We start from the raw sequence: 20273 nt of genomic DNA on the forward strand, positions 1-20273 counted from the left end.
GTCGTGCTGGTCGTGCTGCTGTTGTGCGGTGCGGGTGTCCGCGGGTCAGTAGGCGTCGAGGATGTCGACGACGAAGACGAGCGTGTCGGTGCCGGCGATCTTCGGCGGGCTGCCCGCGGTGCCGTAGCCGTCGGCGGGCGGGATGACGAGCAGCACGCGGCTGCCCACCTTCTTGCCCACCAGGGTCTTGTCCCAGCCGGGGATGACCTGGCCGACGCCGATCGGGAAGTCGGCCGCGGCGCCGCGCTGCCACGACGAGTCGAAGACGCTGCCGTCCTTCCAGAGCACGCCGTGGTACTGCGCCGTGATGGTCTGGCCCTTCTCGACCGTCGCGCCGTTCCCTTGCACGAGGGTGGCCTGCTGGGTCGTCGTGGGCGCGGCCGACTTCGGCACCGTGACGGTGGGCTCCTTGGTCGGGCCGTTCGTGAACTCGACGGTCGGCAGGCCGGCCGGGGCCGCCGTCTGGGCGCCGTCGATCTGGCTCAGCGCGGAGTGCACGTCGGCGATGTCGGCGACGACGACGATGGTGTCGGTGCCGGCGACGCCGAGGTTCTGGTTGCCCGCCGAGCCGAAGCCCTTCTCGGGCGGGATCGTGAAGGCGATGCGGGCGCCCTTCGTGGCGCCGACGAGCCCGTCGGTGAAGCCGGCGATGAGGTCGGCCCGGCCGAGGCGGTAGCCCTCGGCCGCGCGGCCCTGGGCGTAGCCGTCGTCGAGCAGCTTGCCGCTGGTGCCGTTGAAGATCTGGGCGCGCAGGCGCACCGTGTCGGCCGTCGTGGCGCCCGGGCCGGTGCCCTCGGTGAGCACGCGCCGGTCGACGACCTTCGTGCTGATCGGGGTCTTGCCGAGCGAGACCTTGGGGGCCGTCTTGAGGTCGACGGCGCCGGTGGCGGTGAGGCCCGTGAGCGCGCCACCGTCGGCGGCGGGCGTCTTCGCGCCCGTGGCGGCGGGGGTGGACCCGCCGGTCGAGCCGGCCGTCGATGCGGCCGTGGACCCGCCGGTCGAGCCGGCGGACGGGCTGGACGCCGACCCGCAGGCGGCGAGGCCGGTCAGGCCGAAGGTGGCGATCAGGGCTACGGCTGCGCGGGCAGCCGGACGGTTGGGGCGCACAAGCACGACTTTCGGTCGGGGCGGGCGGGTCCGGAGCTCCCGGAGGTCCCGCTGGTCAGAGCCCGGCCACTGTAACGCGGGCCCTTGTGCACGATTCACAGCGAGTTGACAGGCTGGTCGGCCCGCACGATGACAGGGACGATGACAGGCCCGGTGACAGGCACGGGCCGGCCGGTGGCGGCCGACGTCAGAGCGGGCGGGTGACCGTGGGCGACCGGTCGATCGTCTCCATCAGCCGCTCGACGCGCTCGTCGACGGACCGGAAGGGGTCCTTGCAGAGCACCGTGCGCTGCGCCTGGTCGTTGAGCTTGAGGTGCACCCAGTCGACGGTGAAGTCGCGGCCGTGGGCCTGCGCGGCGCGGATGAAGTCGCCGCGCAGCTTGGCGCGGGTCGTCTGCGGCGGGCGCACCTTGGCCTCGAAGACCTCGACGTCCGAGGCGACGCGGGCGGTGCGGCCGTGGCGCTGGAGCAGGTAGAAGAGGCCGCGGCGGCGGTTGATGTCGTGGTAGGCGAGGTCGATCTGCTGGATCCGGGCGTCGGTGAGCGCGAGGCCGTGCTTGGCCCGGTAGCGCTCGATGAGGCGGTACTTGATGACCCAGTCGATCTCGGTCTCGATGGCGCCGAGGTCGCCCGACCCGATGGCGTCGAGGGCCCGTCCCCACAGGTCGATGACCTGCTTCGTGTCGGGGCTGTCCATCCCCTCGCGGTCGACGAACTCTACGGCCTTGTCGAGGTACTCCCGCTGCATGTCGAGGGCCGAGAGCTCGCGGCCGTTGGCGAGCCGCACGGTCGCGCGCCCCGTCGGGTCGTGGCTCATCGTGCGGATCGCCCGGATCGGGTTCTCCATCGTCAGGTCGCGCATGACGACGCCCGACTCGATCATCCGCAGCACGAGGTCGGCGCTGCCGATCTTGAGCAGGTTCGTCGTCTCGGACATGTTCGAGTCGCCGACGATGACGTGGAGGCGGCGGTACTTCTCGGCGTCGGCGTGCGGCTCGTCGCGGGTGTTGATGATGGGCCGGCTGCGCGTCGTCGCCGACGAGACACCCTCCCAGATGTGGTCGGCGCGCTGGCTGACCGCGAACGACGCACCGTGCGCCGTGGCGACCACCTTGCCCGCGCCACAGACGATCTGCCGGCTGATGAGGAACGGGATGAACATGTCCGACACGCGCTGGAAGTCGCCCGTGCGCCCGTAGCAGTAGTTCTCGTGGCAGCCGTAGGAGTTGCCGGCCGAGTCGGTGTTGTTCTTGAAGACGAAGATCTCGCCCTCGACCCCGTCGTCGCGCAGGCGACCCTGCGCGTCCTCGACGAGGCCCTCGAGGATGCGCTCCCCCGCCTTGTCCTGGATGACGAGCTCGCGGGCCGAGTCGCACTCGGCCGTCGCGTACTCCGGGTGCGAGCCCACGTCGAGGTAGAGCCGGGCCCCGTTGCCGAGGAAGACGTTGCTCGAGCGCCCCCAGGCGACGACGCGCCGGAAGAGGTAGCGCGCGACCTCGTCGGGAGTCAGCCGGCGCTGGCCCTGCGTCGTGCAGGTGACGCCGTACTCGTTCTCGATCCCGAAGATCCGCCGCTCCATGACGTAACTCTAGGCGGCGCCGCCACGGATGCGTCGGCACGCCGCTCCCCCGGGCCGCGCCGGACGGCTCCTGACACAATGTGTCGCGACCCCTCACGCCCGACTTCCCACCCCACCTGGACGGACATGATCGACAGACCGCACTTCAAGTTCTCCCGTCGCGGCTACGAGCCCGAGGAGGTCGACGCCTTCCTCGACTCGCAGAACCGCACGTTGCAGGCGGCGAAGAAGGACGCCGCCGAGCGCAGCGTCGAGCTGACCAAGCTCAACGCCGCCATCACCGACCTGCGCAGCCAGCTGGGCCAGCAGTCACGCCTCGTGGCGGAGCTCAAGCAGGCACCGGCCGCCGCGCCGAGCCAGACCTTCACCGACCTCGGTGAGCGCGTCGGCCAGATCCTCGCGCTCGCCGACCAGGAGGCCGCCGAGATGCGCGACCGGGCGCGCGCCGAGGCCGGGGAGATCCGCGAGCGGGCCGCCCGGGACGCCGCCGACGTCAAGAAGGCTGCCGGGTCGTATGCCGAGCAGGCCCGGTCGCACGCCGACGAGGAGTCGGTGCGCGTCATCGCCCAGGCCACGCGTGAGGCGCAGGCCATCGTCGCCGAGGCCCAGGCCGTCGCCGCCGCGCAGCGCCAGGAGGCGGCCGCCGAGTTCGAGTCGCACCGGCTCAAGGCGAGCTCGGCCAACGCCGAGCTCGAGGTGCAGCTGGCCGGCCGCCGCGAGTCGGCCGACCAGGAGTTCGCCGCTCGCCGGGCGCAGCAGGACGCCGCCCTGGCCGAGGCCGAGGCACGTCTGGGACAGCTCACCGAGCGCGCCGAGCGCGACGCCGAGGAGATGCGCACGCGCGCGCGCCAGCTGCTCCACAGCGCCGAGGCGCAGGCCGACCAGATCGTCTCCGAGGCCCGTGACCACGCCTCGCGCGTCCGCGAGGAGTCCGACCGCGAGCTCGCCGCGGCGACCGCGCAGCGCGACAGCATCACCGCCCAGCTGGGCAACGTGCGCCAGATGCTCGCCACGCTGGGGGGCGGGGCCCTCGTCGAGTCGCTCGGGGTGCCGGCCGTCGCCGGCGACGCCGAGGCCGCCAAGGGCCAGCCCCAGCCGGAGCGGGCCGAGCCCGCACAGCAGACCGAGCAGGCCGACGAGGCGCCGTCCGAGGCCGAGACCGAGAACGAGACCGAGAACGAGCACGAGAACGAGAACGAGACCGGGCAGCCGGGCGACCGCGCCGACGAGGAGTCGTCGCAGCTGCACGAGGTCTTCGTGCCGGACGCGACGCAGGTGCTCGAGGTCGTGCGCGACGACGCCGACGCCAGGCCCGCCGGCCACCGCTGACCCGGCCGCCCCACGGCGCAACACACCGAGAACGTCGCACCGCACCGGGAACCGATCGCGGGGTGTCGTGACCTTCTCGGTGTGTTGCCGTGGGTGTTGCCCTCAGGCCGGCTCAGGCCGGCGGCGTGGCGGTCGGCGCCTCGTCGGGGCCCTCGAGCAGGCGGGTCAGCAGCGGACCGGCGATCCGTCGGAACGAACGGCGCGGGCGGTCACGGTCGAGCACGGCCACCTCGAGCTGCCCGGCGTCCAGGGGGCGGCGCTCGCCGTTCTCGCCCGAGGCGAGCACGTCGACGGCGGTGTGCAGGGCCTCGCCGAGCGTCATGCCCGGTCGCCACGCGGCGCCCAGCCGTTCCTCGGCGACGTCGCTCGCGCCGCCCATCGCCACGAAGCCGTGCTCGTCGGCGACCGACCCGTCGTAGGTGAGGCGGAAGATCTGGTCGGCGTCGCTGTCGACGCCCACCTCCGCCACGACGATCTCGATCTCGAAGGGCTTCGACTCCTGGGTGAAGACGGCACCGAGCGTCTGCGCATACGTGTTGGCGAGGGCCCGCGCGGTCACGTCGGTGCGGTCGTAGGAGTAGCCGCGCAGGTCGGCATACCGGATGCCGGCGACGCGCAGGCTCTCGAACTCGTTGTAGCGGCCGACGGCGGCGAAGGCGATGCGGTCGTAGATCTCCGACACCTTGTGCAGCGCGCGCGAGGGGTTCTCGGCGACGAAGGCGATGCCGCGGTCGTAGCCGAGCACGACGACCGAGCGGCCGCGGGCGATTCCCTTGCGCGCGAAGTCGGCCCGGTCCTTCATGACCTGCTCGGGCGGGACGTAGAACGGCATGCTCATCGGGCACCTCCCGGGTTGTCGCGGCGGGCGGCCACGATGCGCTCGACGTGCGCCTCGAGGGCGTCCTGCCCCACGAAGCGCGCGCCCGCGTGGTCGACGACCGCGACGGTCGGCCAGATCTGGCGACCGAGGTCGGGTCCGCCGGTGGCGGAGTCGTCGTCGGCCGCGTCGTAGAGCGCCTCGAGGGCCACCGAGACGGCGGCCTGCTCCTCGAGGCCCGGGCGCCACAGCTTCTTCAGGGCTCCGCGGGCGAAGACGGAGCCCGACCCGATGGAGTGGTGACCACCCTCGACGTAGCAGCCGCCCGTCACGTCGTAGGAGTAGATGCGCCCGGTGGCCGACTCGAGGTCGAAGCCGGCATACGTCGGCACGACCGTGAGGCCCTGCATCGCGAGCGCGAGGTTGCCGCGGATCATCGAGGCGAGGCGGTTCGCCTTGCCCTCGAGCGACATGATGGCGCCCTCGATCTTCTCGTAGTGCTCGAGCTCGACCTGGTAGAGCCGGACGAGCTCGATCGCCACGCCCGCGGTGCCGGCGATGCCGACCACGCTGAAGTCGTCGGCCGCGAACACCTTCTCCATGTCGCGGTTCGCGATGACGTTGCCCATGGTGGCCCGGCGGTCACCGGCCATGACGACGCCGCCGTCGAAGAGGAGCGAGACGATCGTCGTGCCGTGCGGCGCCTCGAGGCCGGCCCCCGAGGGCAGCCGGCGTCCGGCCGGCAGCAGCTCGGGGCGGTAGCTCGAGACGAACTCGGTGAACGAGGACGACCCGGCGCCGAGGAAGGCGTCGTCGAGGCGGCGACCCTGGGTCACTGGCCGCCCTTCTGGACGAAGCCGCGCACGAACTCCTCGGCGTTGCTCTCGAGCACCCCGTCGATCTCGTCGAGGACGCTGTCGATGTCGTCGGAGAGGCCCTCCTTGACGGCCGCGCCACTCGGTGCCGTCGGCGGCGCCTCGGGCGTCTCCGGGGGCTCCTCGTCACGATGCTGCGGCTTGACGTGCTCCTGACCCGGCATGGCTACCTCCCAGACGTGGACGACCTCTTGCTCCGACCCTAACGCGTGGGCGGGCCGGAGCCGCGGCGGTCCGAGCCCCACGTCACGGGCGTGGCGGACGAGAGCCGCGGACGGGTCACTCGGGGGTGGCGAGGCCCCGGAGCAGCTCGTCGACGTCGCCGCTCTGCTCGAGCAGCGTGCCGACCTGGGCGCGCGTGCCGCGCTCCGGCTCGAGGATCGGCACGCGCTGCAGGCTCGCCCGGCCGGGCACGTCGAAGACGACGGAGTCCCAGCTGGCGGAGAACACCTGGCCGGAGAACCGGCGCACGCACTCGCCCCGGAACCACGCCCGGGTGTCCGCCGGCGGGGTGGAGCGCGCTGCCCTGACCTGCTCGGGCGTGACGAGGTCGTGGAACAGGCCGCGGTCGCGCAGTCGGTGGACGAGCCCCTTCTCGGGGCGCACGTCGGCCCACTGGATGTCGATGGCGGCGAGGCGGTGGTCGTCCCACGCGAGCCCGTCGCGCGACCGGTAGCCCTCGAGCAGCCCCAGCTTGGCCACCCAGTCGACGAACGGCGCGGCCGAGCTGACGTCCGAGCCCAGGCGCGTCAGCACGTCCTCCCAGAGCGCCATGACCTCGGCCGTGGCCTCCGGCTCCGGGTCGTCGCCGCGCCGGTCGAGCCAGGCGCGCGCGGCCTCGAGGTACATCCACTGCACGTCGAGGGCCGTCATGGTGCGGCCGTCGACGAGCTCGACCGTGGCCTGCAGCGACGGGTCGTGGCTGACGGCCTGCAGCGCCGCGACGGGCCGCCGCACCGACCAGTCCTGCGTCAGGTGCCCGTCCTCGATCATGCCGAGCACGAGCGAGGTCGTGCCGGTCTTGAGCAGGGTCGCGACGTCGAGGTGCGTGGCGTCGCCGAGGATGACGTGCAGGCGCCGGTAGCGGTCGGCGACGGCGTGCGGCTCGTCGCGGGTGTTGATGATCGGCCGCTTGAGCGTCGTCTCGAGGCCGACCTCGGTCTCGAAGAAGTCGGCTCGCTGGCTGATCTGGTAGCCCGCTCCCCTGCTGTCGACGCCGAGCCCCACCCGCCCCGCCCCGCAGACGACCTGCCGCGTGACGAAGAACGGGATGAGGTGGCGCACGATGTCGGGGAACGGGGTGCGGCGCGGCATGAGGTAGTTCTCGTGCGTGCCGTAGGACTGGCCCTTGCCGTCGGTGTTGTTCTTGTAGAGGTTGACCGGCGGCTGCCCGGGCCGCGAGGCGAGCAACCGCACCGACTCCAGCGCGATGGCGTCACCCGCGCGGTCCCACGTCACGGCGTCGCGCGGCAGGGTCACCTCGGGCGAGCTGTACTCCGGGTGCGCGTGGTCGACGTAGTAGCGGGCGCCGTTGGTCAGCACGACGTTCGCGAGCGTCGGGTCCTCGACGTCGGTCAGCTGGCTCGGGTCGGCCGTCTGCCGGTCGAGCTGCCAGCCGCGGGCGTCGCGCAGCGGGTCCTCGAAGGCGTAGTCCCAGCTCGACTGGTTCGACCGGATGCCCTGCGCGGCGGCGTACACGCTGACGACCTGCCCCGAGAGGTACATCGGGTTGGCCATCGGGTCGCCCGGCACCGAGATGCCGAACTCGGTCTCGAGCCCCATGATCCGCCGCACCGTCATGGCCCGACGATAACCGCCGCCCCGGACCGCGCCGTGGTCGGTCCGTCGTCGCGCGTCCGGGGCCGTATGCCGTGCGGCCGGGTTCAGATGGCCCCGAGCTTCTGCAGCCGGTTGAGCGAGAACCACCCGAAGGGGATCGGCAGCCAGTAGGTGGCGAGCCGGTAGAGCAGCACCGACGACACGGCGGTGCCGCTGTCGACGCCGATGGCGATGAGGCCCGCCGACATGGCGGCCTCGATGCCGCCGAGCCCACCGGGGGTCGGCACCGCGGAGCCGATGATCGCGCCGGCGAAGTAGACGACGGCGACGGCCGCGACGGGAGCAGTCGCCCCGAACGCCTTGGTCGCGCAGACGAGCGCGGCGACGAACGACAGGTCGAGCAGCAGGGCGCCGCCGAGCAGCTGGGCCAGCTTCCGCGGGTGCTGGAGCACGGCGAGCACCTGCGGCACGGCCGACTTGATCTGCGGCAGCACCCGGTCGGTGATGAGCGCCCGCACGCGCGGCACGGCGAGCAGCGCCAGCAGGGCGATGAGCACGGCGAGGATGCCGGCGACGAGCACCGGCGACGGGCTGAACGAGACGGCCGGCCCGGTGCCCGCCAGCACGCCGGAGATGACGAGCAGCACGAAGTACGAACAGAACTGGGCCACCTGCGCGACGCCGACGCTCGCGCCCGCGACGGTCGGGGTGAGGCCTGACGTCTGCAGGTAGCGAGTGTTGAGCGCGATGTTGCCGACCGCGGCCGGGGCGACGAGGCCGGTGAACGCGACGGCGAGCTGGGTCATGTAGGTGCGCACGAACCGCAGGTGGATCTGCACCGCGCCGGCGAGCGCGATCGAGGCGCCGGCGAAGGTGAGCACGGCGGCGGCGACGAGCAACGCGGCCCACCGCCAGTCGGCGGTCTCGACGACCTGGTTGACGTCCACCTGGGCCAGCTGGCTCAGCACGATGTAGCCCGCGACCCCGCCCATGACGAGGGTGGCGACGCTCTTGAGCGAGATGCGCCGCAGCTGCACGGGCTCGACGGCCTCGGCCTGGGGGCGCAGGGCGACGAGGCGCTCGCGGAGCTCGCCCATGACCGTCTTGGACTCCTTGAGCGCGACCCGGGCGTCGGAGCTGAGGGCGACGGGCTGCAGCACCGGCACGGCGCGCAGCACGGCGTCCTCGCCGAGCACCGCCACCGCGGTGTCGACCGTTCGCTCCGGCCCGACGGTCAGGGCGACCGTCGTCAGCAGCTGGGCGAGGTCGAGGCGCAGGCTGATGTCGTCGGCCGCGACGTCGCCGCTGCCCAGCCGCGAGAGGGCGACCCGGCCGTCGTCGTCGACGACGATCGTCGACGGGCCGAGCTGGCGGTGCACGATGCGACGCCGGTGCAGCGTCGCGGCGAGCTCCCAGATCGCCGTCAGCCGCTCGTCGTCGAGGGCCCCGTCGATCTCGGCGAGGGAGGTGCCGCGCGGCTCGTCGTAGGCGATGACGGCCGAGAACGGCCCGACCTCCGAGACGAGCACCGGGCGCGGGGCCCGGATGCCGGCGTCGTGCAGGGCCAGGCCCATGAGCGTGCGGTGCTCGATCTCCGAGCGCAGGGTGAGGGCCGGCGGCCGGGTGAACCCGCTGCGCAGCCGCAGCACCCGCAGCAGGCGGCGGCCGGAGGCGAGGCCGAAGGTGTCGCGGTCGATGACGTGCACGTCGAGCGGCCCGCGGGCGGTGGAGGCGGCATACCGACGGTCGCCCGAGTCGTTGGCGTCGATGAGCTCGAGGCGCGTGAGGTCGATGCCGCCGGCGACGAGGACGGCGGCGACCTCGGTGCCGGGCGGCCGGGTGGACGTGACGCCGAGGCCGAGGCGGAAGGCCAGTCCGACGATCCAGCCGAGCAGGAGCGAGCAGGCCAGCGCGGCGAGGGTCATGGCGCCCGAGAGCAGCGTCGTGACGAGCGTCGCGATGACGATCGTCGTGGCGACGGGCGAGAGCCACTTGCGACCGGAGATGTCGGCGACGGTGAGCAGCGCCAGCATCGAGACGAGCACGATGTCGAGCGGGCCGGTGCGACCGGTCGGGGTGGGCCGGGTCAGCACGTCGGTGACGAAGCCGCCGTTGCCCGACTGCACGAGCACGGCGAGCACGATGACGAGCACCCCGGCGACGACGGCAGCGCCGAGGGCCTGGATGAGCTGGATCGGCCGCCGCCGCATGACGAGGTCGATGCCCACGCCGATCGGCAGGACGATGACGCCGACGCCGCTCATCAGGCCCAGGAGGGTCAGCAGCACGCGCGGCAGCCCGCTCGTGGCATCGGTGAGGTCCTGCTCGACGGCGCCCCGGGTGCCCGAGGCGACGTCGGCGATGACGAGGCCGAGCACGAGGAGCACGAGCGCCGCGACGAGGCGCACCGCGTCGACGGGCCGGCGCACGCGCTCGGGGATCGGTGGCTCGAGGACCTCCACCTCCGGCGCCGGCGGGGCGTCGACGCCCGGCTCGTCGGGGACGGCGATGGCCTCGATCGACGCCTCGGGCTCGCCCGGGTCGCCCCCGACCTCCCGTTCGTCGGGATCGCGCTCCTGCACGTCCTGCGCCGATCGACTCATGCGTCCCCCCGTGGTGTCGTCCGTCGGCCCGGGACGCGTCGACGGAGGCCCCTCCTCGGGGGGCGCGGCCGTCGTCTCGTCGTCGGGCATGGGCCAATCCTGCCCGAGTCGGGGGCCCAATCGCCGCAGGGTCGGCCCGACGCCGCCGCGCTGTCGGTCGGGGGTCGGTGCGAGACTGGCGCCGTGACCGTCACCGACTCGTGGGACATGCCCCTTCGCACCCAGCTCCTCGCCCGTGCCCTGCGCCGGTCGCGACGGCCCGAGCGGATGGAGACGCTCGACGAGATCGCCCGCAGCAGAGCGTGGTTCGCGCCGGCGCGAGCGCCGTACACCTGGGTGACCGGGCCGGTGCCGGCCGGCGTGCAGATCGGCACGACGAGCTTCCACGCCCGTGACGGGCACGAGGTCGGGGTCCGCACCTACCGCCCGCGCGCCGCCGGGCCCGGGCCGCTGCCCGCGCTCCTCTGGTTCCACGGTGGCGGCTGGGTGCTCGGCAACGTGCGGGCCTACGACCCGGTGTGCGCCTGGATCGCCGCGCACGCCGGCGTCGTCGTGCTGGGCGTCGACTACCGGCTGGCGCCCGAGCACCGCGCGCCGCAGGCCGCCCACGACTGCGTCGACGCCGCCCGCTGGGCGGCCTCCGGGGCCCCGGCCGCGGACGGCAGCCGGGGCGCGGACGGTGGCTCCGGCATACGGACGGAGGGTCTCGGGCTCGCGGGCGACTCGGCCGGCGGCAACCTCGCGGCCGTGGCCGCCCACGTGCTGCGCGACGAGGGCGGGGCCGACGTGACCTACACGGCGCTCTGCTACCCGGCCGTCGACGCGACGATGAGCTCGGCGTCGGTGCGCGAGCACGCGGACGCGCCGATCCTCACCCGGCTCGACATGGACACCTTCCTCGCGCACTACCTCGGCGACGGTGCGGACGCGCTCGACGCCATGGACCCGCTCGTCTCCCCGCTCCACGCGAGCGAGTTCGCCGGGCTGCCGGCGACCCTCGTGCAGACCGCCGACCTCGACCCGCTCCGCGACGAGGGCGCGGCCTACGCGCAGGTACTGCGCGAGCACGGCGTGACCGTCCGCCACACCAACTACCCCCGCGCCCCGCACGGCTTCCTCAGCTTCCCCGGGGCGGCCCACGGCGGTCGGGCCGCCCGCGCGGAGCTCGCGGCCTGGGTGGCCGATCACGCCTCGGGCTCCCTGCAGACGCGTCCCGGGGAGGTCGGCTAGGGTGCGAGGGCACGCGAACCTCGGTAGGGATGGGCTCGAAGTGAACGATGTCGTCGTGTTCAGCGGGTCGGCGCACCCAGCGCTCGCCGACCGGATCTGCTCCCACCTCGGGGTGCGGCGCTCCCCCGTCGACATCAAGCGGTTCAGCAACGACTGCCTGCAGGCGCAGCTGCTCGCGAACTGCCGCCAGCGCGACGTCTACATCGTGCAGCCCCTCGTGCCGCCGACGCAGGAGCACCTGATGGAGCTGCTCCTGATGATCGACGCGGCGCGCGGGGCCTCGGCCGCGCAGATCACGGCCGTCATGCCGCACTACGCGTACGCCCGTTCGGACAAGAAGGACGCCTCGCGGATCAGCCTCGGCGGGCGCCTCGTCGCCGACATGATCTCGACCGCGGGCGCGCACCGCGTGCTGACGATGGCGCTGCACGCGCCGCAGGTGCACGGCTTCTTCTCGACGCCGGTCGACCACCTCACGGCCATCGGCGTGCTCGCCGACCACTTCCGCACGCACGACCTCACCAACTCGATCGTCGTCAGCCCCGACCTCGGCAACGCGAAGGTGGCGACCCAGTTCGCCCGGCTGCTGGGGCTGCCCGTCGCCGCCGGCTCGAAGCAGCGGGTCGCCGACGACCGTGTCGTCATCGACTCGATCGTCGGAGACGTCTCCGGTCGGCGCGCCATCATCCTCGACGACGAGATCGCGACCGGGGGCTCGATGGTCGAGCTCATCGACCGGCTCAAGGACGCCGGCGCCACCGAGGCGGCCGTCGTGTGCACCCACGGGCTCTTCGCCGGCAAGGCCGTCGAACGGCTGCGGTCGCACCCGTTCATCACCGAGGTCGTCACGACCGACACCGTGCCCCCGCCGCCGGACTGGCCCGAGCTCACGGTCCGCTCGGTGTCGGAGCTCTTCGCCGAGACGATCAGCCGGATCCACCACGGCCGCTCGGTCAGCTCCCTCTTCGAGGGCGTCGACCCGACGCACGCACCGCCGCAGGCGAAGCTGCCCTTCGACACGCACGCATGAGCGATCGGCTGCCCTGGTGGCGCCGGCCCGCCGCCGCCCTCTCCGTCGACGTCCTGCTCGTGGCGCTCTTCGCCGCCATCGGGCGCGCGAGCCACGAGGAGGCGAACCCGGTCGTCGGGGTCCTCTCGACGGCGTGGCCGTTCCTCGTCGGCACGGCGGTCGGCTGGGTCGTCGTCCGGGCCACGCGCCGTTCCTGGCCCGTGGCCGTCGCGCCCGGCGTGACGGTGTGGTTCGCCACGGTGCTGGTCGGCATGGTGCTGCGCCGCGCCACCGGGCAGGGCACCGCGGTGAGCTTCGTCGTCGTCGCCTCGCTCGTGCTCGCAGCGTTCCTCCTCGGCTGGCGCGCGCTGGGGGCGTATGCCGCCCGCCGAGCCACCCGGCACCCGTCCACCGCGCGCTAGCGGGCCCCCTGCGACGACCCCCGGCTGTGGGCGGTGCGCCCTAGCCTGACCGCATGCGGCACTTCGAGGACGAGGACCTGACCGGCGCGCAGTTCCGCGAGTGCGACCTCAGCCGGGCGCGGTTCGTCGGTGCGGTGATGCAGGACGTCGAGATCGACGGGCTCGTCACCGGCCTGACGGTCAACGGCGTGGAGGTCACGGGCTACGTCGAGGCGGAGCTCGATCGCCGCCACCCGGTGCGGGTGCTCATCCGGTCCGACGACCTCGGCGACCTGCGCGAGGCCTGGCGCCGGCTGACCGGCGGTTGGGCCGTGACCGTCGACCGCGTCCGGTCGATGCGCGCGGGCAGCGAGCACCAGCGGGTCGACGGCGAGTGGTCGACGGTCGAGACCCTGCGCCACCTCGTCTTCGTCCACGACTCGTGGTTCCGCCGGTGCGTGCTGGGGGTGACCGAGCCGTTCACCGCGATGGGCCTGGCGTCGCCGGTCGTGCCGGACCACGAGGGTCTGGGCCTCGACCCGTCGGCCGGCCCGGGCTCGCCGAGGTGGTCGCCGTGCGCGAGCGTCAGGCGGCGGAGGTCGCAGCGTGGCTCGCCGACGTCGCACCCGAGCAGCTCGCCCGGCCCGCACCGGTGCCCGACGACGACCGGTGGCCGCCGTATGCCACGGGCCGGAGCGTGCAGCAGTGCCTCGTCACCGTGCTGAACGAGGAGCGCGAGCACCACGGCTTCTGCGTCCGCGACCTGGACGCCCTGTCTCGCACGGCGGACAGGTGAGTGTCGAGCGGTCCGGTCGGGCGCGGGGCAGCCGGCCGGTCGCTGAACGCCCGAAGGCGCGGGCGGTGCGGTTGACTGGGCCAGACACCTCACACGCGGGTTCGGCTTCCGGACGGAGTGCTCCATGGGCAGGTTGATCTACGCCGCCAACGTCTCGCTCGACGGCTTCCTCGAGGACGAGACGGGCGCCTTCGACTGGTCGGTGCCCGACGAGGCCGTGCACGCGTTCTGGAACGAGCACGAACGTCGGATCGGCACGTCGCTCTACGGCCGGCGCATGTACGAGACGATGCGCGTCTGGGAGGACGACGACTGGCTGGCCGACCAGCCGGAGGTGGTGCGCGAGTACGCCGGCATCTGGCGCGACACCGACAAGGTCGTCTACTCCACCTCCCTGACCGAGGTGTCGACCGCCCGCACGAGGATCGCGCGCGAGTTCGACCCGGACGAGGTGCGGCGCCTCAAGGAGACCTCCGCCTCGGACCTCAGCATCGGCGGCGCGGGGATCGCCGTCGAGGCGTTCCGGCACGGCCTCGTCGACGAGTGCGTGCTGCTGCTCTGCCCGGTCGTCGTCGGCGGCGGCAAGCCGGCCCTGCCACGCGGCGTCCGCCTCGACCTCGAGCTGCTCGAGCACGGACGGTTCGACAACGGCGTGGTGCACGTCCGGCACGCGGTCCGACAGCGCGACTGAGGCGCCCGTCGCGATCGGGTCCCGGCCGGTCAGGTCCGTCCGGTCAGGTCCGTCCGGTCAGACTCCGGGCTCGGCCGGCTTCATGGCGCCCTCGGGGTCGAGGCTGCCGAGCATGGCCCGCGTGATCTGCGTCAGCTGCTCGACCTGCTCGCTCGTCAGGGCGTCGATGACGTGCCGGCGCACGGTCGCGACGTGTGCGGGCGCCGCCTCCCGGAGCTTGTCCCAGCCGGCGTCGGTGAGCCGGACGATCGTGGCCCGACCGTCGCCGGGGCAGGGCGCCTTGTCCACGAGGCCCCGCTCGCTGAGGCGTCGGACGACGTGCGACAGGCGCGGGAGCGTGGCATTGCTGAGGGCGGCCAGCCCGGTCATCTGCAGCGTGCGGTCGGGCCGCTCCGACAGCATCGCGAGGACGTAGTACTCGAACCGTGTCAGCTCCGACTCCCGGCGCAGCTGGGCGTCGAGCGCCGCGGGCAGCAGCTCGAGCACCGCGAAGACGCCCAGCCAGGCCTCGCGCTCGTCGGCGGACAGCCACTTCGTCTCCATGGCAGCAGTATGCCGACCCACTGGTTGTCGCGACAACCGACCCGGGGTACGTTGCACTTGTACCGACAACCAAAGGGCGGCGACGCCGCCGAGGAGGATCGTCATGAGCACCATCACCATCCTGGGCAAGGGCAACATGGGTCAGGCCATCGCCGGCATCGCCGAGAAGGCCGGGCACACCGTGGAGCTCTACGGCAGCGCGGACGCAGACCAGCGCGCCACCGGCGATCTCGTCGTGCTCGCCGTGCCGCACACCGCGGTCGCCGGCCTCCTGGCCGAGCGCGGCGAGCAGCTCGCCGGCAAGGTCGTCGTCGACATCACGAACCCGCTCGACTTCGCGACCTTCAGCCTGACCGTGCCCGCGGACTCCTCCGCGGCCGCCGAGATCGCCGCCGCCCTGCCCGACGCCCGCGTCGTCAAGGCCTTCAACACCAACTTCGCCGCCAGCCTGGCTGCCGGCACGGTCGGCGACCAGCCGGCCACGGTGCTGCTCGCCGGTGACGACGCCGAGGCCAAGGCGCAGGTCGCCGAGCTCGTCACAGCCGGCGGCCTCCGGACCGCGGACGTGGGGCCGCTCGCCCGCGCCCGTGAGCTCGAGGGCCTGGCACTGCTGCAGATCGGGCTCGCGGCCAGCGAGCAGACCTCGTGGAACACGGGCTTCGCGCTCCACGGCTGAGCCGCGACACCGAACAGGCACCCTGCTCTCGCCGGGTGCCTGTTCGGTGTGCCTGCCGTGCTGTCGACGGGAGTGGGGTCAGAGGTACTGGCCCGTGTTCGCCGTCGCGATGGAGCGGCCCGGCTCGGTGCCGTCCTTGCCCTTGATGAGGGTGCGGATGTAGACGATCCGCTCCCCCTTCTTGCCGCTGATGCGGGCCCAGTCGTCGGGGTTCGTCGTGTTCGGGAGGTCCTCGTTCTCCTTGAACTCGTCGACGCAGCTGGCGAGCAGGTGCTCGACGCGGATGCCCTTCTGGCCGGTGGTCAGGAAGTCCTTGATCGCGAGCTTCTTGGCCCGGTCCACGATGTTCTGGATCATCGCGCCCGAGTTGAAGTCCTTGAAGTAGAGGATCTCCTTGTCGCCGCCCTGGTAGGTGACCTCGAGGAAGCGGTTCTCCTCCATCTCGGAGTACATCCGCTCGACCGCGGCGGTGATCATCGCCTCGACCGTCGCGTCGCGGTCGCCGCCGTTGACGGCGAGGTCCTGCTCGTGGAGCGGCAGCGTGTCGACGAGGTACTTGCTGAAGATGTCGCGCGCGCTCTCGGCGTCCGGGCGCTCGATCTTGATCTTCGCGTCGAGGCGTCCGGGCCGCAGGATGGCGGGGTCGATCATGTCCTCGCGGTTGGAGGCGCCGATGACGATGACGTTGTCGAGCCGCTCCACGCCGTCGATCTCGGCGAGCAGCTGCGGCACGATCGTCGTCTCGACGTCGCTGCTGACGCCCGACCCGCGGGTGCGGAAGAGCGAGTCCATCTCGTCGAAGAAGACGACGACCGGCGTGCCGTCGGACGCCTTCTCGCGGGCCCGCTGGAAGATCAGGCGGATGTGTCGCTCGGTCTCCCCGACGTACTTGTTGAGCAGCTCGGGGCCCTTGATGTTGAGGAAGTAGCTCTTCTCGAGCTGCTTGCCGGTGCGCGCCGCGACCTGCCGGGCCAGTGACGCCGCGACGGCCTTGGCGATGAGGGTCTTGCCACACCCGGGCGGCCCGTAGAGCAGCACGCCCTTCGGCGGCTTGAGGTGGTGCTCCTTGAAGAGGTCGGGGTGCAGGAAGGGCAGCTCGACGGCGTCGCGGATCTGCTCGATCTGCCCCGCGAGGCCACCGATGTCCTCGTACGCGACGTCGGGCACCTCCTCGAGCACGAGCTCCTCGACCTCGAGCTTGGGGATGACCTCGTGCACGAAGTTCGAGCGCGAGTCGAGCGTCAGCGAGTCGCCCACCCGGATCCGCTCGGCGAGGAGCGGGCTCGCGATGCGGCACACGCGCTCCTCGTCGCCGTGGGTGACGACGACGACGCGCTCGTCGTCGATGCGCTCCTTGACGGTGACGACCTCGCCGACCCGCTCGTAGCCGTGCACCGAGACGACGTTGAGCGCCTCGTTGAGCATGACCTCGCGGCCGAGCCCGAGCTGCTGCTGGTCGACGGACGGGCTGACCGCGACCCGCATCTTGCGACCGCCGGTCAGGATGTCGACGGTGCCGTCCTCCGGCGCGTCGAGCACCAGCCCGTAGGTGCTCGGCGGCTGCGCGAGCCGGTCGACCTCCTGCTTGAGCGTGACGATCTGCTCACGCGCGTCCTTGAGCGTGCGCACGAGGCGCTCGTTCTGCGACGACAGCGTCGACAGGCTCGTCTGCACGTGGGCGAGACGCGCCTCGAGCTCCCGGGTGCGCTGCGGCGAGTGCCGCGCGGTCTCGCGCAGCGCCTCCGCCTCCGCGCGCAGGGCGTTCAGCTCACGGTCCCCGGCCGAGGCACCGGTGGCACCGTCGGGGTCTGGGTTGCGGACGTCATCAGACATCTCGGCCTCCTCATCCGTCACTCGCACACAGTGACGATTCGACCCTAACCCCGCGTCAGCGCAGATCGTCGGACGTTTCAGCCAGTGATCGGCGCACGCGTCGGATCGTCTTGTCGCTCTTGACCCGCTCACCGAGGGCCTCGGGCGTCCACGCGTCGGCCGGGATGTCGGTCGAGGCCGTCGAGCCCGGGATCACCGTCGCCGTGCCGCCCCCGAGGACGGATGCCGTGTCGCTCGCTCCCAGCGCGCCGTTGCCGCCGCCGTCGGTGGGGGCTGCGGCGTCCGGCCCGCCGTCGACCATGGCGGTGGCGCTGGCGGTGCCGGCGCTCTCGCCGTAGGCGCCCTTGGCCGGGCGGCGCTTGCGCTCGGGCGCGTCGACGCCGGGCGCGAGCCGCCGCGTCGAGATGAGGAAGCCGGTGTGGCCGTGCATGCGGTGCTGCGGCCGCACCGCGAGACCCTCGAGGTGCCAGCCGCGCACGAGCGACTCCCAGGCGGTCGGCTCGGTGAAGCCGCCGTGCGCGCGGATGCCCTCGGCGACACGGCTCAGCTGGGTCGTCGTCGCGACGTAGCAGATGAGCACCCCGCCGGGGATGAGCGCCTCGGAGACGGCGTCGAGGCACTCCCACGGCGCGAGCATGTCGAGCACGACCCGGTCGACGGTGCCGGACGGGACGACGGTGGGCAGGGTCTCGACGAGGTCGCCCACCGTGACGGTCCAGGCCGGGTGGTCGCCGCCGAAGAAGGCACGGCCGTTGCCGCGGGCGATGTCGGCGAAGTCCTCGCGACGCTCGAAGGACAGCAGGCGCCCCTGCTCGCCGATGGCGCGCAGCAACGACATCGACAGGGCGCCGCTGCCGACACCCGCCTCGACGACGGTGGCGCCGGGGAAGATGTCGGCCATCTGCACGATCTGGCCGGAGTCCTTGGGGTAGACGACCGCGGCCCCGCGCGGCATCGACATGACGTAGTCGCTGAGCAGCGGTCGCAGCACGAGGTACTCGACGCCGGCGGTGTTCGTCACGACCGAGCCGTCCGGCGCACCGATGATGTCGTCGTGCTTGAGGAAGCCGCGGTGCGTGTGGAACTCGCGCGCCGCCTCGAGCGTGATCGTGTGCAGGCGGCCCTTCGGGTCGGTCAGCTGGACGCGCTCGCCCACCTCGAAGACGCCGCGTCGGGTGCGGACGGCACCGGGGTGGTCGGCACCGGGGTGGTCGGACTGCGCGGCGTCGGTCATGGGAGCACAGTCTAGGTGCCGCGCGCACCACCTCCGGACACCCGGCGCACCACCTCCGCCTCGACCTCGTAGCGGCTCTGCCGTCCGCCTGCGGCGCCGAAGAACCTCCGCCGCAGTGCGCCCTCGACCTCCGCGACGTCGTCAGCCCGCAGCCGCAGCGCCGCGCGCCGGGTCGCGGCCGTCCAGCACACGACGTCGAGGGTGTCGACCGTCGCCCGCCGCGCCGGCTCGCCCACCCGGCGCCGTCCCCGGGCGGGCGTCCGCGGCACGACGACGCGCAGGACGACGATGCGGTCGCCGCTCGGCAGCTCGCGCTCCTCGGCGGCCGCCGCGACCCTGCCCCGCAGCGCCACCTCGTTGCGGCCGCAGCTCTCCGGCCCCACCACGGGCTCCACCGCGGGCTGCGCCCTGCTCGTGCTCATGGTGTCTCCCTCCCACCCGTCCATCGGGTCGGTTCCACCGTGCCGCGCGGGGTCTCCCGGCGACAGACCTGCCGACGACCCTGTGGACGACCCGCCTCTGCCCCGAGGGGGTGTGGACAGCCGCGCCGGCGGGGCGCCCGCGACCCGGCATACGGCCTCAGCGGCGGGTGCGTCGCCCGAGCTCGGCGCCGACGACGGCGTTGATCCGCTCTGCGCTGGCCAGCCCGCGCACGTCGCGGCTCACGGCGTCGACGACGACGGCCAGCGAGAGCTCGCGCTCGCTCATCACCTGGATCAGGTCGGTCAGCACCGCGTCGGCCTCGAGGGGCACGACCCAGGCGGCCGGCTGGGCGAGCGTCACCGACGCGATGCTCGTGCGCTCGCGCACCGCCTCCGGCACCCCGGCGGCGGAGTCGCGGTCGACGACGCCGATGGGCCACCCGGCGGGGTCGGCCGCGGCCACCCAGGTGCCCGACGCCAGGGCGTCGTCCACCTCGGCGAGCCCGGACGTCCCGGCGACGAGCACGAGCGGTTCGAGGACGTCGGTCGCCCGGCCCGCCGTCGCCACGTGGATGCGGCCTGCGCGCACGGCGCCGGTGGCGCCCTGCCAGAGGAAGAACGCGATGGCGACGGGCCAGACCAGGTCGAAGAGGTCGGGCGTGCGGCCGCTCGAGACGAGCCGGAGCGTGAACCACGCGACCGTGAGGACGGCGACGACCCGCCCGAGCCACCCGGCGGCGACGAGGCCACGCCCCTTGCTCCCGGTGGCGCGCCACACGAGCGCGCTGACGATCTGGCCGCCGTCGAGCGGGAGGCCGGGCAGCAGGTTGAAGAGGCCGACGAGCAGGTTGGCCACGGCGACGATGCCGAGCAGGGTGTGCGCCGTCTCGTTCGTCACGACCGTGTTGAGCGCCCAGACGGCGCCGGCGAGCACGAGGTTGGACAGCGGGCCCACGACCGCCACGAGCGCCGTCGTCGTCGGCGACGAGCGGGTCGCGTCGTAGACGGTGTGTCCACCCCACACGTCGGCCACGATGCGGCTGACCGGGTGTCCCCGCCACTGCGCGACGAGGGCGTGCGCGGCCTCGTGCACGAGCACCGAGACGAGCAGCAGCACGGCGTAGCCGGCCGCGAGCAGGTAGCCGTACTCCGGGCCCCGGTCGGCGCGTGCCAGGTTGGGCCCGAAGACCACGACGATGAGCACGGCGATGACGGGCCAGGACCGGCCGAGGAAGACCGGGGTGCCGGCGAGGCTGCCGATGCGCCACCCGTGGGCCGCGGAGGGGCGGGCGGGACTGCTCATGCCTCGACCCTAGTGCCCGCGCCCGTGCGGGCCGTATGCCGGGAGC

General features: G+C 73.1%; 19 protein-coding genes. 7 read left to right on the top strand and 12 right to left on the bottom strand.

Going from position 1 to position 20273, the window contains the following annotated elements:
- Positions 1-45: 45 nt before the first annotated feature.
- Complete coding sequence (locus ABD979_RS17830) at positions 46-1107, bottom strand: FKBP-type peptidyl-prolyl cis-trans isomerase (protein ID WP_345508857.1); 1062 nt, start codon at positions 1105-1107, stop codon at positions 46-48.
- 187 nt (positions 1108-1294) lie between these two features.
- Entirely contained in the window at positions 1295-2686 is a 1392-nt protein-coding gene (pafA, locus tag ABD979_RS17835) for a Pup--protein ligase (protein WP_345508858.1), read from the bottom strand.
- A 126-nt stretch (positions 2687-2812) separates the two neighbouring features.
- Between pafA and ABD979_RS17840 the strand changes: the two genes are divergently transcribed.
- Positions 2813-4015: a DivIVA domain-containing protein gene (locus tag ABD979_RS17840; protein WP_345508859.1), complete on the top strand. Its 1203-nt coding sequence runs from the start codon at positions 2813-2815 to the stop codon at positions 4013-4015.
- Between the two features lie 112 nt (positions 4016-4127).
- Here ABD979_RS17840 and prcA read toward each other — a convergent pair whose 3' ends face one another.
- The 5 genes from prcA to ABD979_RS17865 all read right to left on the bottom strand — a co-directional run bounded on the left by prcA (position 4128) and on the right by ABD979_RS17865 (position 10179).
- Complete coding sequence (gene prcA / locus ABD979_RS17845) at positions 4128-4853, bottom strand: proteasome subunit alpha (RefSeq protein ID WP_345508860.1); 726 nt, start codon at positions 4851-4853, stop codon at positions 4128-4130.
- The gene (prcB, locus tag ABD979_RS17850; RefSeq protein WP_345508861.1) at positions 4850-5668 is read right to left on the bottom strand and encodes a proteasome subunit beta; all 819 of its coding nucleotides are present in this window, start codon (positions 5666-5668) and stop codon (positions 4850-4852) included. The genes prcA and prcB overlap by 4 nt, the downstream gene beginning before the upstream one ends.
- Positions 5665-5871: a ubiquitin-like protein Pup gene (locus ABD979_RS17855; protein ID WP_345508862.1), complete on the bottom strand. Its 207-nt coding sequence runs from the start codon at positions 5869-5871 to the stop codon at positions 5665-5667. The genes prcB and ABD979_RS17855 overlap by 4 nt, the downstream gene beginning before the upstream one ends.
- Positions 5872-5986: 115 nt before the next feature.
- Positions 5987-7507: a depupylase/deamidase Dop gene (gene dop, locus ABD979_RS17860; RefSeq protein ID WP_345508863.1), complete on the bottom strand. Its 1521-nt coding sequence runs from the start codon at positions 7505-7507 to the stop codon at positions 5987-5989.
- Positions 7508-7590: 83 nt separating this feature from the next.
- A complete protein-coding gene (locus tag ABD979_RS17865) occupies positions 7591-10179 on the bottom strand; it encodes a lysylphosphatidylglycerol synthase domain-containing protein (RefSeq protein ID WP_345508864.1) in 2589 nt (862 codons plus the stop codon).
- A gap of 93 nt (positions 10180-10272) precedes the next feature.
- On the opposite strand from ABD979_RS17865, the gene ABD979_RS17870 reads away from it, so the two are divergent.
- The 5 genes from ABD979_RS17870 (at position 10273) to ABD979_RS17890 (ending at position 14216) form a co-directional block, all read left to right on the top strand.
- A complete protein-coding gene (locus ABD979_RS17870) occupies positions 10273-11319 on the top strand; it encodes an alpha/beta hydrolase (protein WP_345508865.1) in 1047 nt (348 codons plus the stop codon).
- 40 nt (positions 11320-11359) lie between these two features.
- Complete coding sequence (locus tag ABD979_RS17875; RefSeq protein ID WP_345508866.1) at positions 11360-12349, top strand: ribose-phosphate diphosphokinase; 990 nt, start codon at positions 11360-11362, stop codon at positions 12347-12349.
- Positions 12346-12750, top strand: a complete 405-nt coding sequence (locus tag ABD979_RS17880; protein ID WP_345508867.1) for a DUF3054 domain-containing protein — start codon at positions 12346-12348, stop codon at positions 12748-12750. Before ABD979_RS17875 ends, ABD979_RS17880 begins: the two co-directional genes overlap by 4 nt.
- 53 nt (positions 12751-12803) lie before the next feature.
- Positions 12804-13454, top strand: coding sequence for a pentapeptide repeat-containing protein (locus ABD979_RS20135; RefSeq protein WP_345508868.1), 651 nt, complete (start codon positions 12804-12806; stop codon positions 13452-13454).
- 195 nt (positions 13455-13649) lie between these two features.
- Positions 13650-14216, top strand: a complete 567-nt coding sequence (locus ABD979_RS17890) for a dihydrofolate reductase family protein (RefSeq protein WP_345508869.1) — start codon at positions 13650-13652, stop codon at positions 14214-14216.
- Between the two features lie 57 nt (positions 14217-14273).
- Here ABD979_RS17890 and ABD979_RS17895 read toward each other — a convergent pair whose 3' ends face one another.
- Positions 14274-14759: a MarR family winged helix-turn-helix transcriptional regulator gene (locus ABD979_RS17895; RefSeq protein ID WP_345508870.1), complete on the bottom strand. Its 486-nt coding sequence runs from the start codon at positions 14757-14759 to the stop codon at positions 14274-14276.
- Between the two features lie 103 nt (positions 14760-14862).
- Between ABD979_RS17895 and ABD979_RS17900 the strand changes: the two genes are divergently transcribed.
- The gene (locus tag ABD979_RS17900) at positions 14863-15435 is read left to right on the top strand and encodes an NADPH-dependent F420 reductase (RefSeq protein ID WP_345508871.1); all 573 of its coding nucleotides are present in this window, start codon (positions 14863-14865) and stop codon (positions 15433-15435) included.
- Positions 15436-15513: 78 nt separating this feature from the next.
- Here the strand turns inward: ABD979_RS17900 and arc are convergent, their stop codons facing one another.
- The 4 genes from arc to ABD979_RS17920 form a co-directional block, all read right to left on the bottom strand.
- Positions 15514-17268 (bottom strand): proteasome ATPase, encoded by a 1755-nt coding sequence (arc, locus tag ABD979_RS17905; protein WP_345508872.1) that lies wholly within the window; start codon positions 17266-17268, stop codon positions 15514-15516.
- Positions 17269-17323: 55 nt separating this feature from the next.
- Positions 17324-18502, bottom strand: a complete 1179-nt coding sequence (locus tag ABD979_RS17910) for a tRNA (adenine-N1)-methyltransferase (protein ID WP_345508873.1) — start codon at positions 18500-18502, stop codon at positions 17324-17326.
- Positions 18503-18513: 11 nt separating this feature from the next.
- A complete protein-coding gene (locus tag ABD979_RS17915; protein ID WP_345508874.1) occupies positions 18514-18924 on the bottom strand; it encodes a single-stranded DNA-binding protein in 411 nt (136 codons plus the stop codon).
- A gap of 157 nt (positions 18925-19081) precedes the next feature.
- Positions 19082-20227 carry a site-2 protease family protein gene (locus ABD979_RS17920; protein ID WP_345508875.1) on the bottom strand — a complete coding sequence of 382 codons (1146 nt, stop codon included), beginning with the start codon at positions 20225-20227 and terminating at the stop codon, positions 19082-19084.
- Between the last annotated feature and the right edge of the window lie 46 nt (positions 20228-20273).

The organism is Terrabacter aeriphilus (genome assembly GCF_039542985.1).
GTDB classification, from domain to species: Bacteria; Actinomycetota; Actinomycetes; order Actinomycetales; family Dermatophilaceae; genus Terrabacter; species Terrabacter aeriphilus.